Source organism: Cupriavidus sp. 05N39 (assembly GCF_056397325.1).
Genome location: NZ_JBFTNE010000052.1, coordinates 1 through 12244 on the forward strand (window position 1 = coordinate 1; position 12244 = coordinate 12244).

Annotated in this window: 12 protein-coding genes; 5 read left to right on the plus strand and 7 right to left on the minus strand. The window is 67.6% G+C overall.

Features of this window, described 5'->3' with window-relative positions:
* Nucleotides 1-21: 21 nt before the first annotated feature.
* From AC1DN0_RS23540 to AC1DN0_RS23570, 7 genes are all read right to left on the minus strand, one after another.
* Nucleotides 22-1809: a PHA/PHB synthase family protein gene (locus AC1DN0_RS23540; protein ID WP_441633807.1), complete on the minus strand. Its 1788-nt coding sequence runs from the start codon at nt 1807-1809 to the stop codon at nt 22-24.
* Entirely contained in the window at nt 1806-2564 is a 759-nt protein-coding gene (gene phbB / locus AC1DN0_RS23545; protein WP_477146051.1) for an acetoacetyl-CoA reductase, read from the minus strand. The genes AC1DN0_RS23540 and phbB overlap by 4 nt, the downstream gene beginning before the upstream one ends.
* Before the next feature lie 13 nt (nt 2565-2577).
* On the minus strand, nt 2578-3087 hold the full coding sequence (locus tag AC1DN0_RS23550; RefSeq protein ID WP_441633805.1) for a hypothetical protein: 510 nt from the start codon (nt 3085-3087) through the stop codon (nt 2578-2580).
* Nucleotides 3088-3118: 31 nt separating this feature from the next.
* Nucleotides 3119-3322 (minus strand): YgaP family membrane protein, encoded by a 204-nt coding sequence (locus AC1DN0_RS23555; protein ID WP_477146045.1) that lies wholly within the window; start codon nt 3320-3322, stop codon nt 3119-3121.
* Between the two features lie 169 nt (nt 3323-3491).
* Nucleotides 3492-3989: a hypothetical protein gene (locus AC1DN0_RS23560; RefSeq protein ID WP_441633801.1), complete on the minus strand. Its 498-nt coding sequence runs from the start codon at nt 3987-3989 to the stop codon at nt 3492-3494.
* 136 nt (nt 3990-4125) lie between these two features.
* Nucleotides 4126-6426 carry a heavy metal translocating P-type ATPase gene (locus AC1DN0_RS23565; RefSeq protein ID WP_477146046.1) on the minus strand — a complete coding sequence of 767 codons (2301 nt, stop codon included), beginning with the start codon at nt 6424-6426 and terminating at the stop codon, nt 4126-4128.
* Between the two features lie 27 nt (nt 6427-6453).
* The gene (locus AC1DN0_RS23570; RefSeq protein WP_045241564.1) at nt 6454-6789 is read right to left on the minus strand and encodes an ElaB/YgaM/YqjD family protein; all 336 of its coding nucleotides are present in this window, start codon (nt 6787-6789) and stop codon (nt 6454-6456) included.
* Between the two features lie 343 nt (nt 6790-7132).
* On the opposite strand from AC1DN0_RS23570, the gene AC1DN0_RS23575 reads away from it, so the two are divergent.
* The 5 genes from AC1DN0_RS23575 to AC1DN0_RS23595 all read left to right on the plus strand — a co-directional run bounded on the left by AC1DN0_RS23575 (nt 7133) and on the right by AC1DN0_RS23595 (nt 12155).
* On the plus strand, nt 7133-7600 hold the full coding sequence (locus AC1DN0_RS23575; RefSeq protein ID WP_441633797.1) for a CBS domain-containing protein: 468 nt from the start codon (nt 7133-7135) through the stop codon (nt 7598-7600).
* A 160-nt stretch (nt 7601-7760) separates the two neighbouring features.
* Nucleotides 7761-8897 carry an ABC transporter permease gene (locus AC1DN0_RS23580; RefSeq protein WP_441633811.1) on the plus strand — a complete coding sequence of 379 codons (1137 nt, stop codon included), beginning with the start codon at nt 7761-7763 and terminating at the stop codon, nt 8895-8897.
* A 2-nt stretch (nt 8898-8899) separates the two neighbouring features.
* Nucleotides 8900-9598, plus strand: coding sequence for an ABC transporter ATP-binding protein (locus AC1DN0_RS23585; protein WP_441633795.1), 699 nt, complete (start codon nt 8900-8902; stop codon nt 9596-9598).
* Nucleotides 9595-10692 (plus strand): HlyD family secretion protein, encoded by a 1098-nt coding sequence (locus AC1DN0_RS23590; RefSeq protein WP_441633793.1) that lies wholly within the window; start codon nt 9595-9597, stop codon nt 10690-10692. Before AC1DN0_RS23585 ends, AC1DN0_RS23590 begins: the two co-directional genes overlap by 4 nt.
* Nucleotides 10692-12155, plus strand: a complete 1464-nt coding sequence (locus AC1DN0_RS23595) for an efflux transporter outer membrane subunit (RefSeq protein WP_441633791.1) — start codon at nt 10692-10694, stop codon at nt 12153-12155. The genes AC1DN0_RS23590 and AC1DN0_RS23595 overlap by 1 nt, the downstream gene beginning before the upstream one ends.
* Nucleotides 12156-12244 lie beyond the last annotated feature (89 nt).

Sequence of the window (12244 nt, forward strand, 5' to 3'; positions counted from 1 at the left end):
TTCCCCCATCAAATCCACCCACTACCGCTCCAACACATAACCCCCAGGCGCATCCGCAAGCGCACCAGACCCCACATCCCGCGCACCAACCCGCCCGGTCGAACGCGCCGCCAGCCACGCTTGCCAGCATGGCCACCACGACCCTTCATGCCGCTCAGCCCTGGCAAGAAACCGCTCCGGACTCCCATAAGGCGCATTGGCGTCACGGGTTTCCACCCGATATCGCCGGCCAGGGTGCGAAGGTTCGGAAACAATGCCGGCATTGTGCCCCCCAGATGTAAGCAGGAAGGTCAGCGGGGCAGGGGTGAGCAGATGCAGCTTGTAGACCGAGCGCCACGGCGACACGTGGTCATGCTCGGTGCCCACCGCAAACACCGGAAACCGCAGGTCGGACAAGGCAACGGGCCGCCCGTCCACGCAGTAGCGCCCGGTGGCGAGTTCGTTGGAGAGGAACAGTTTGTGCAGGCATTCCGAATGCATGCGGTACGGCAATCGGGTGAGATCGCGGTTCCACGACACCAGGTCGCTCGGGCGCAGCCGCTTGCCGAGCAGGTACTCGCTCATCATGCGGGACCAGACCAGGTCGCGTGAGTGCAGCATCTGGAAGGCGGCGGCCATCTGCGGGCCATCCAGGTAGCCCTGCTGGTGCATCATCGCGTCCAGCGTGGACAAGGCGCTGCTGTCGATGAACAGGCCGAGTTCTCCCGGCTCGGTGAAGTCCGTCTCGCTGGCGAGCAAGGTCAGGGTTTGCAGCGGCGCGCCATTGTCGTCGCGGCTCAGCGCCGCGGCGCAGACGGCCAGCAGGGTGCCGCCCAGGCAATAGCCGGCGGCGTGGATGCGCGCGTCGGGGCAGCGTTCGCCGACCACGCGCAAGGCGGCCCGTATCCCCAGTTGCAGGTAGTCGTCGAGGCCCATGCCGGCCGCTTCGGCATCCGGGTTCTTCCACGAGATCATGAAGACCGTGTGGCCTTGCCCGACCAGGTAGCGCACCAGCGAATCCCGCGGCTGGAGATCCAGGATGTAGTACTTCATGATCCAGGACGGTACGATCAGCACCGGCTCCCGCCATACCTCGGCACCGGCCGGCGAGTACTGGATCAGTTCCATCAGCGCATTGCGGTACACCACCTTGCCGGGTGTGACCGCGACGTCCCGCCCGACCTTGAAGGTGGGCGGGCGGCGCAGGCTGGGATCGCGCGACAGGTCGGCCACCACGTCCTGCATATCGTGCAGCCAGTGCCGGGCGCCGTGCAGGAGGTTGGTGCCGCCGCTGGCGGCCGTGGCCTGCAGCACCACGGGGTTGAGCCACCAGGCATTGCCGGGTGAGCAGATATCGATCATCTGCCGCGCGCAGAACGATACGATCCGCTCATGGTGGGGAGACACGCCACGCAGCCCGTGCGTCAGCGACTCCCATAGCGCTTCGTTGTTGTGAAAGACGTCGCGCCAGAAATGGTAGGGCCACTGCGACCAGGCAGGGTCGGCGAAGCGCAGGTCGGACGGCCGCGCCGGCATGCCGGGCGTTGGCTGCGCGCTCGACGGCCCCGGCCACATGCCGGCGGCAGTGGCAATCGTTGCGCTCATCCACTCTCCCACGGCGGCGTCGACCTTGCCGGGGGAGATCGCCAGGTGCAATGCCCAGTCCAGCCCGGCCAGCCAGAACGAGGCCAGCGACATGCCTTGCGTGGCGCTGGCCAGGGTGGAGCGTACCTGCTCGTCGAGCTGGTGCCGTTCGGCTTCCATGGGGCCGCAGCCGCATTCCGCCTCGGGCGCTGCGGCGATTTCACTGGTCGGAGCGGGTGCGTTCATTGCATGTGCTGTCCGCCATTGATGGCGATATTGGCGCCGGTGACAAACGCCGCGTCATCGGAGCACAGGTAGGTAATCAGCGCGGCGACTTCTTCCGGCCGCCCGAGTCTGCCAACCGGGATCTGCGGCAGGATCCTGGCCTGGAGGATGTCGGCAGGCATGTCGGTGACCATGTGCGTGGCCAGGTAGCCGGGCGAGACTGTGTTGACGGTCACGCCGCCGRCTGCCACTTCCAGCGCCAGCGCCTTGGTGAACCCGTGTATCCCGGCCTTGGCGGCGCAATAGTTGGTCTGGCCGAAGGCGCCCTTGGAGCCATTCACCGAGGCGATGTTGATGATGCGGCCCCAGCCGCGGCTGACCATGCCGTCGCACAAGGGCTTGGTCATGTTGAAGATGGAGTCCAGGTCCGTCCTGAGTACGATGTCCCAGTCGGCTTTGGTCATGCGCCTGAAGGTCATGTCGCGGGTGACGCCCGCGTTGTTGACCAGAATATCGACCTGGCCCATTTCGGCAAGGACCTGCGCGGCGCAGTACTGGCATGCTTCGAAATCGGCCACGTCGGTGGCAAAGGCGCTGAACTCGCGTCCCGCTGCCCGCTGGCGCGTTAGCCAGGCTTCGACATGGTCATTGCCCATCGAATGGGTGACGGCCACGCGATGGCCGGCGTCGTGCAGGCGCATCGCGATGGCTTCACCCAGTCCGCCCAGGCCGCCCGTCACCAGTGCGATCCGGCCTGAAGGCGGATTGGCGGGCATGCCGGCGGGGCGGTCAGCTGGCATGGATGACCTTCTTGCGCGTCGCGGCCAGGGCGCCGTCTGCCGGCTCCGCGCCTGTGCCGTTCAACGCGGGTTTCAACGCCGCGGCCTGGCTGAATTTCTCGAACAAAGCCTGCACCGGCGCCATCATCGAGGCGGTATTCCCCGCCTGCTGCAAGCCTGTCGCCTGGCAGCGCTGCCAGGATTCGCCGGCTTCGCGCATCTGTTCCACCATGGCGGTCTGGTTGTGGATGGCGAGACGCATCCACGCCTGCATCAGCTGCGCGCAGTGTTCGGCTTCATTACGCAGGATGGTGACGGGCAGCGTGGCGAAGGCGGCGAAGTTGCTGGCATTGGCAAGCTGCTCGCCGACTTCGCGCGTGGTCTCGATGTCCCGGCGGATGGCGTCGAGCTGGATCTCAAGGAAACGCTCGCGGCTCTCTTGCATCAATGTCAGCGCGCGCAGGCCTGCTTCGCAATTGGCGCTGAAGAACGCGAAGGGGGCGTCGGTCTGGTCTGTCATGTGAGTCTCCGTATTGGGATTGGTGGCCACGTCAGTTGGGCTTTCCGCACGCGGACGGACAGGTCCTGACGCCGAGCATGCTGTAGAGCGGGCAGATGCGAACGAGTCCGGTCAGGACGGGAATCACGCCGATCCATCCCCACGCGCCGATCGTGCCGGTGACGGYAAGGCCGATCAAGGCCAGGCCGGCGACAATCCTGAGGGTCCGGTCAACGGTTCCGATATTGGCTTGCACGGTGAACTCCTTTCGATAGCCCGGCAGGGTAGATGTGATTCGCCGAGGCGGCTGCGCGATCCGGCGAGTGCACGATTCCAATATAGCCAGATGGCTGGCGCCGGCTTTGATCTGCGGCAACCGCCGCGCGCAATCGACGCAAGGAGCGCACACCGCGATGCTGCCGGTCTCATCGCAGGCTGGGCCGCGGACACCGCGACTCGCAATAGACCCAGTCATCTTCCATTTCATTGATGCGCAGGCGGAAGGTGTAGCTGACCGCATTCCGTCCGGCCGTGAACCGGCGCGCCTGGCTGTCGGCCTGATATTGGGCACGCACGGTATAGGCACCCGCCGGTACCTGCATATAAAGCAGGGGGCCGCTGGAAACGACCCGCAGGAGCCGCTTGCCGTCGCCATCCACGAGCGATACCGTGACGTCGGACAATGCCTCGCCGCCCTTCGCGTTGTAGAAGCCAAGCCGCACATTGAAGCGGCCGGCCACCGCGCGCATGGCCTTTGCCTCGTCCTCGCCGACACCGCCGGACACATAGGCGATCCCATTGATCTGCAGTACCTGGGGCAGGGCTTCAGGATTCGGCTGCGCCGCATGCACGGGCAGTGCGGTACCGATGAGCCCAGCCAGCGCCGCTGCCGCGAGCGAGCCGGGGATAAGTTTGCCAGCCATGATGGAGTCGGTCCGTGTCTGAGTCTGCCCGCCTATGTCAACCGCGGGCCGGTGTCTCCAGTATTGCCGGTGGCGCGGCTTGCCGCTTGATCCAGCGCAATGACGCGCAAGGCTGGGCGCGCCGGCGGGCAGTCCGTCAGGCGTCGCCCAGCGCGTGATACAACTCGTCCTCCTGCGCGAAATGCAGGCGCAGGATCGCATTCAGCTCATACAACAGGCGCCGGACTTCCTGCGCGCTTTCCAGGTCGATCCCGTCCGCGGGCTGGTCGGCGGCGATGCGTTCCAGCAGGCCCACCAGGCGGAAGATCTCGCGGTGCCCGCCGCTCAGCGCGGCCAGCGGGTCCCTGCCGCCAAGCCGTTGCGCCAGTTCCGGATAGAGGTCGGCGTCGTCATGCCGCTCATGCGCGAGCAATTGCTGGCGCAGTGCCTGGTTGAGATGCGCGAGTTCCAGGGCGGCGACGCCACCGGGGAGGCTGGCAACGCGATCCGCCATCGATCTCACCTGGTCGAGCACCTGCCCCAGTTCGGCGTRCTCGGTCTTCAGTTTCGCGGTTTCGGCCCGGGAGAGCTGCGCGGGCAGCCAGTCCGGTCCCGCCTTGCGGGCCCGCAGTGCGTTCAGAATCACGGCGACGTCGATCGCCTCCTGCAGCAGCGCCCCCGCAAGCGGCGGCAGGTAGCCGAAGGCGGCTGCGATCATGGCCGCCAGGGAAAGCGCCATGCCTGCCACTACGCTCTGCACGGCGATACGGCGCGCGCGCCTGGCGATCTGGATGGCTTCAGCCAGGCGGTCCAGGCGGTCGACCAGCAGGACGATGTCAGCCGCCTGCGCCGACGCGGCGGCGCCCGCGGCGCCCATTGCCACGCCGACGTCGGCGGCAGCCAGCGCGGGGGCGTCGTTGACGCCGTCGCCGATCATGATGACCGTGTCGTGGCGCTGCGCCTCGCGGATCGCCTCGAGCTTTTGCGCCGGCGTTTGCTGGGCGCGCACTTCCGTCACGCCCAGCATCGCGCCGGTCATCTGCGCAACGTCGTCGCGATCGCCGGTCAGCATCACCATGCGCCGGATGCCGGCCTGCCTGAGCAGCCTGAGCGCGCGGGGCGTGTCGAGCCGGATCTGGTCCGCGAGTTGCAGCGCGCCGCGCATGGCGCCATCGACGCCAAGGAAGACGGCCGACGCACCTTCATGGCTCAGGCGCCGCAGCAAGGCCGTGCTCCACGGCTTGGGCACGGTTGCCCTGGCCACATGTGCCAGCGAGCCCAGGGTGACGGCGTGGCCGTCGACGATGCCGCTCAGTCCGGCGCCGGGTTCCTCGCCGACCTTGGCCGGCAGCGCCAGTGCCAGCCCGCGTTCGCGGGCTGCGGCGACCAGTGCGCGCGAACTCACATGCACCGATGCCTGTGCCAGCGAGGCAGCCAGGCGAAGTACTTCATCGGGCGCGTCTCCCGGCGCTGCCTCAATGGCCGAGACGCGGGCCTGGCCGGCGGTCAGCGTGCCCGTCTTGTCGAAGAACAATACGCGGCCCTGCGCCAGCCTTTCGAGCGCGGCGCCGCTCTTGACCAGGATGCCGCGGCTGGCGCTGCGCGACATGCCGCAGACGATGGCCACCGGCACTGCCAGGATCAGCGGGCAGGGCGTCGCCACCACCAGCACCGCGAGGGCCCGGCGCGCATCGCCGGTCAAGAACCAGGCGGCGCCCGCCACGGCCAGCGCCAGCGGCACCAGCAGCAGGGCATAGCGGTCGGCCATGCGCGTCGACGGGCTGCGGCTTTGCCGGGCCTCCATGACAAGGCGGACGATGCCCGAATAGGTGCTTTGCGCCGCCGTGGCGCCCGCGAGCATCTCGAACGGCGCGCCGGCGTTGACCACGCCGCTGCGCAGGGGCTCGCCCGGCGCGCGGCGCTGCGGCATGGCCTCGCCGGTGAGGGTGGATTCGTCCAGGTCGGCGGACTGGATCAGCGTCCCGTCGGCAGGCGCCACTTCGCCGGCGCGTACCAGCAAGCGGTCGCCCGGACGCACGAGGTCCAGCGGCACCGGCCGCCATTCCCCGTTTTCGTAACGGCTGGCCTCGCGCGGGGCGTGGCGCAGCAGCGCGCTCATCTCGCTTGCGGCGCGCGTTTCCGCGTAGCTCTCCAGCGCGCGCCCGCTGGCCAGCATCAGGCTGATCACAGCCGCGGCAAAGTGCTCGCCGAGCCACCATGCGAAGCCGATCGCCAGCAGCGCAAGGATGTCCACGCCGGCCTGGCGGCGCCATGCCGCCAGGATGGTGCTGGCTGCCAGCGAGATCAGCACCGGCACGACGCCTGTCAGCCACACGGCGCGCGCGTGCGCGACCGATTCGAACCAGTACAGCAGCGAACCCGCGCTCAGCGTGACTGCGGAGAGCGAGAGGAGCCCGATATCGAGCCAGCGGTGATGGCGGGGCTCCAAAAGCGCCATGCTGCGATCAGCCCCGGCGATCCGTGCTCAGTTCCGGCGGGCGAGCGCCAGGGCGAACAGCGCCCCGCAGGCGGCGGCAACGGCCGCGGTGGCGCCAAGGGTGCGCCATGGGTGCGCATGCACGTACTCCTCGCCGGCGTCGGCCCAGTCGCGGACCTGGTCGCGGCCTTGCGCCTGCAGATCCCGCAGGCGTAGCTGAAGCGCCTCCAGCTGTGCCTTGAACTGCTCACGGGCCTGGCCGGCTTGCTCGCCGGTCAGGGCGGCGGTGTCGCGTAGCAATGCCTGCACATCGGCCAGCAAGACGTTGATGTCGTGCTGTAGCGTGGCACGGTGCGCGGACAGGGCGGATCTGAGGTCGTTCACGGCATTCTCCTGGCTGGTTCGGTCGAAGTGGATACGGGGGGCATGAAGCGTGACGTATCCGCAATGGCGGATAGCGCAAAGGCACTTCCCACTATAGGCAGCGGGCCCGCGCGCCGGTTGATCCTTATCAATGCCTGGCGCCGTGGCGGGGAGCGATCCCGCCTTCCAGGCGCGGCAAAAGCCGGCAAGCGGGTTGATTTGCATCAATGGCGGCCGCGCGCCCGGCGCTAGACTGAGTTCAGGTCCGGCGCGCCTTGCAAGCCACTGTGCATCGCCGATGTACCGCACGCGAAGCTTGATGGGCGCGTGTAGGCCGGCTACGCCACGCCACGCCAGGAGAATCATGATGAGGATCGAAGAGATTTGCTCGCTGTCCGCCGTTCATATCCCGCATACGTGCACGCTGCGCGACGCCGCCGTGCAGATGCGCGACCGCCACGTCGGCGCGCTGGTGGTCACCGAGCCCTTCGGCGGGGGCCAGCGCGCGATCGGCATCGTGACGGACCGGGACATCGTGCTGGAGAGCACCGCCGCGGGCATCGCGCCCGGGCAGGCGACCGTGGCCGACGTGATGACGCGCGGCGTGGTTGCGATCGGCAAGGATGCCGGCATGGACGACGCGCTGCAAGCGATGCTGGCGCACGGCGTGCGCCGGCTCGCGGTAACGGATGCCGAGACGGTGGTTGGCGTGCTGTCCCTGGATGATCTGGTGGACGCCCTCGGCTCCCAATGGAACATGCTCGCCAGCGTGCTGCACAACGAGCGTGAGCGCGAGCGCTCAGGCAGCGTGCAGTCGCCGCTGCACACCTGAACGGCGGGAACGCGAGGTTTGCTGCGCGGCTCGCCCCCTACCCCAGATGCCCTCCCGGATCCCGCCCGGAGTGGGCGATGGTGGTCGCTGGCGGTAGGTAGCTGTAGGTGGCGCGGCCAATGCGGCCAATGCGGCACGCTGACAAGAAAGAAAAAGTATGGTGCCCGGCATTCTCAAGCTCGCCTACAAGCTGCTGGTCAACGACCGGGCCAAGTTCACCGGCCTGCTGGTCGGGATCACGTTCGCGGTGTTCCTGATGATCGAGATGACGTCGCTGTTCGCCGGCGTGCTCAACCGCTCGTCGTCGACCGTGTACAACATCGGCGCGAGCATCTGGGTCATGGACCCGGCGGTCAATACCGTGGCCAATACCATCGGCATGCCGGACTACATGCTCAATGCCGTGCGCAGCATCGAGGGCGTCAAATTCGCGGTGCCGCTTTACTCGGGCGGCGCGCTGGTGCGTCTGAAGAGCGGCACCTACCAGCCCGTGACGGTGGTCGGCATCGACGATGCCAGCCTGTTCGGGCGGCCGGATGTGCTCCAGGGCAGGGTAGAGGACATCTATGCCGAGAATGCTTTCCTGGTCGTCAAGGATGCCGAATTCCGCAAGCTGGAAAACCCCGTGGTCGGCACGGATTTCGAGATCAACGACCATCGCGGCGTGGTGGTCGGCATTGCGCAGGTCTCCACCAGCGGGCTGTTCGGCGTGCCGACGCTCTATACGACCTACCAGCGCGCCATCCAGTATCTGCCGACCGCGCGCTATACGATCTCCTACATCCTGGTCGAACCGAAGTCCGCGGCCGATGTGACGCGGATTCAGCGAGAGGTGCAGAAGCTGGGCTACCGCGCGCTGACCAAGGACCAGTTCATCCAGCGCATCTCCGACTTCTACAAGTACCAGACCGGGCTCGGCACCAATATCCTGCTGATGACCGTGATCAGCTTTATCGTCGGGCTGTCGATCTCGGGGCAGACTTTCTACACCTTTATCCTGGAAAACCTGGAAAAGTTCGGCGCGCTCAAGGCGATCGGCGCCAAGGGGCACGAACTGGTGGCGATGATCGTGTTCCAGGCAACCTTCACGGCGCTGACGGGATACGGCCTGGGCATTGGCCTGTGCGCCATCCTGATCAGCCTGGCGCGGCTGCGCCTTCCCAACTACGCCGCCATGATCACCTTCCACAACCTGGGCCTGGCGCTGGTCATGGTGATCGTGATCGCCGGGGTGTCGGGTTATATCGGCGTGCGCAAGGTGCTGCGCATCGAGCCCTTCGATATTTTCCGGGGGTGAGCATGCCGCGCGTTGCCATTGCCGCGAAGGCGCTGGACAAATGGTTCGGCGAAGGCGAGGCCCGGACCAATGCGCTGCGGCAGGTCAGCTTCGAGGCGTACTTCGGCGAGATCCTGTTTATCGTGGGCCCGTCTGGCAGCGGCAAGACCACGCTGCTGAGCGTCATCTCCGGCATCCTGCGCCCGGACGGCGGCGAGGTGATGATCGACGGCACCAGCATCTGGACGCTCGATAACGATGCGCTGGCCGCATTCCGGCTCGCCAGGATCGGCTTCGTGTTCCAGGACTTCCACCTGTTTCCGCGCCTGACCACGCTGGAGAACGTGGCGATCCCGCTGATCCTCAATGGCCGCGACTGGAACGATGCGTTGAACGAGGCCAAGCGTTACCTGGAAATCGTAGGCCTGGCCAACCGCGCCCAGCTGCCGCCGATCAAGCTCAGCGGCGGCGAGCAGCAGCGCGTGGCCATCGCGCGGGCCATCGTCAGCCAGCCGGATATCCTGATCCTTGACGAGCCCACGGCCTCGCTGGACGGCGATACCGGCCACGCCATCATGGCCTTCGTCAAGACGCATATCCTCAACGACCGTCGCTGCATCGTCATCGTCACCCACGACGCCCGCATCTTCGACATGGCCACGCGCATCCTCGACATGGAAGATGGCAAGCTCAAATGCATCGAGCGGGGAGTGGCCGGATGAAGATCAGGTGGTTGTTCATCCTCTCCGTGGCAGGAGCCGCCACCGGCGTGGTGGCCGCCATCTTCTACGCCCAGCAAAGACCGCCGCTGCCGCCGGCATTCGAGCCGGCCGCCAATCCCTACAAGACTGGCATCTACGCCAACGGCATCATCGAGAGCTACCAGGAGAACGGCGCCAACATCAACCTCTATCCCGAAGTCGCGGGCACGGTGGTGCGCATCCCCGTGCGCGAGGGACAGGAGGTACGGCGGGGCGAGGAACTGCTGGTGATCGAAGATTCGGTCCAGCGCGCGCTGGCGGCGCAGCAACAGGCGCAGGCGGAGGCCGCCGAGGCCGTACTGGCGCAACTGAAGGCGCTGCCGCGCAAGGAGACGCTGGATGTGGCGCGCGCGCAGGTGGAGGCGAGTGCGGCGGGCCTGAGGACAGTTCAGGATCAGTTTGACAAACTGCAGCGATCGTATGCGCTCAACGCTCGCTCCGTCAGCCAGGACGCCATGGACAACGCAGCCAACGCGGTGCGCGTGGCGCGCGGCAACGTCGACGTTGCGCGCCGCCAGCTGGAACTGACGCGCGCTGGCGCCTGGGTCTACGATATCCGTAACCAGGAACGGCAGGTGGACGCCTTGCGCAAGGCCGCTGCCGCCTCGGCGGCATTGCTCGGCAAGTTCGTGATCCGCGCGCCGGTGGACGGCGTGGTGATGTCGGTCAATACGGCGGTGGGCGCCTTCGTGTCCTCGCTGGGCACTTATGGCACCTACACGCAGGGCTACACGCCCGTGATCGTCATGGGCAGCGTGCCGGGCACGCTGGCGGTGCGCGTGTATGTCGACGAGATCCTGCTGCAGCGCTTGCCCGGCGCCAAGGCGGGCAAGGGCATCCAGGCGAGGATGTTCGTGCGTGGCACCAACACCAGCATCCCGCTCGAGTTCTTGCGCATGCAGCCTTACGTCACGCCCAAGATCCAGCTTTCCGACCAGCGCACCGAGCGCGTGGACGTGCGCGTGCTGCCCTTGCTGTTCAAGTTCAGCCCGCCGCCCGACGTCAATGTCTATCCGGGCCAGCTGGTCGATGTCTACGTGAGCGGCGCATCGTGATGCGCCATGCGCTGCCCTGGATCGCGGCGGTCCTTGCCTTGCTGGGCGGTTGCGCCGTGGGGCCGGATTTCGTGCGCCCCGACCCGGCTGTGCCGGCCAGCTTCACGCGTGGGGGAGACGCGGCGCGGACGCCGGCTGGCGATGGCGTTTCGCAGCGCTTCACCGACGCGTCCGCGCTGCCAGCGGACTGGTGGCGCATGTTCGGCAGCACCGCGCTGGACAGCGCCATGGACGCGGCACTGGCTGGCAACCCCACGCTGCAGGTAGCGCAGGCCAACCTGCGGCAGAGCGAGGCCGCCATGCGCGCCGGTGCCGGCGTGTTCTATCCACAGTTGGACGCCACCGCCGGGGCGACGCGGCAGGCGGCCACGCCGGTCCGCTTTGGCCAGTCCGTTCCGTCCAGCGTCTTCAACCTGTTCTCGCTGACCGCCACCGTCAGCTACACGCTCGACCTGTTCGGCCTGAACCGGCGCGCGGTCGAGGCGCTGTCCGCGCAGGTCGACCTGCAGCGGCAGACGCTGGGCGCCACCTACCTGGCGCTGACCGGCAACCTGGTCAACACCGTGGTCGCGCAGGCCGGCTATGCCGCCCAGATCCAGGCCACCACCGAGCTGGCGGCACTGGTGCGCGAGCAGGTGGAGATCACGCGCGCGCAAGTGCGGGCCGGGACGGCCGCGCACGTCAGCGAGCTAAGCCTGGCGGTGCAGCTTGCCTCGCTGGAGGCGACGCTGCCGCCGCTGCGGCAGCGGCTGGAGCAGGCGGATCACCTGGCGGCGACCCTGTCGGGCCGTTACCCGGCCGAGGGCGAGCCCGTTGCCGTGACGCTGGAGACCTTGCGCTTGCCGGCTGACATTCCGCGGGTGCTGCCGGCGGAACTGGTCCGGCGCCGTCCGGATGTGCTGCTGGCCGAAGCGCAGCTTCACGCTGCCAGTGCCGAAGTGGGGGTGGCCACCGCCGCCATGTTCCCTGCCATTACCCTGAGCGCAGGCTACGGCCGCGACAGCTTGCAGATCGGTTCCCTGTTCGGTGGCAATAGCGCGGTCTGGAGCCTCGGGGCGGGCATCACGGCTCCGCTGTTCCACGGTGGCGGACTGTATTACCGGCGGCAAGCCGCCGTGGCCCAGTGGGATGCCGCGCAGGCCGGTTACCGGCAGGTTGTGCTGGCTGCCTTCGGGCAGGTAGCCGATGCGCTGCGTGCCCTGGAGCACGATGGCGAACTGGTCGCCGCCACGCGCCAGGCACGGGACGTCGCCTACGAGGCCCTGCAGGAGTTGCAGGCCAACTTCCAGGCCGGCACCGCCGGCTACCTGCAGGTGCTGGTGGCAAACGCGCAGTACCACCAGGCCGATATCGGCTACCTGCAGGCCAGGACCCAGCGGTTGCAGGACACCGTGGCATTGTTCCTGGCGCTGGGCGGGGGCTGGGACGCCGGTGCCGCGCAAGCGCAGGCAAGGCGGCCGTGATGATCGTCCGGGCCATCCGGTGGCTTGGCGAGAGGGTGAGCCGGATGCACCGCCGGCATCCCGCATCGTCCGGCGGTCCGGCCGGCCCG

Bases quoted from the DNA above. Each gene is read 5' to 3' on its own strand.
- AC1DN0_RS23590 (WP_441633793.1), top strand. From the start codon at position 9,595: ATGAAGATCAGGTGGTTGTTCATCCTCTCCGTGGCAGGAGCCGCCACC.
- AC1DN0_RS23575 (WP_441633797.1), top strand. From the start codon at position 7,133: ATGATGAGGATCGAAGAGATTTGCTCGCTGTCCGCCGTTCATATCCCG.
- AC1DN0_RS23595 (WP_441633791.1), top strand. From the start codon at position 10,692: ATGCGCCATGCGCTGCCCTGGATCGCGGCGGTCCTTGCCTTGCTGGGC.
- AC1DN0_RS23540 (WP_441633807.1), bottom strand. From the start codon at position 1,809: ATGAACGCACCCGCTCCGACCAGTGAAATCGCCGCAGCGCCCGAGGCG.
- AC1DN0_RS23585 (WP_441633795.1), top strand. From the start codon at position 8,900: ATGCCGCGCGTTGCCATTGCCGCGAAGGCGCTGGACAAATGGTTCGGC.
- AC1DN0_RS23550 (WP_441633805.1), bottom strand. From the start codon at position 3,087: ATGACAGACCAGACCGACGCCCCCTTCGCGTTCTTCAGCGCCAATTGC.
- AC1DN0_RS23560 (WP_441633801.1), bottom strand. From the start codon at position 3,989: ATGGCTGGCAAACTTATCCCCGGCTCGCTCGCGGCAGCGGCGCTGGCT.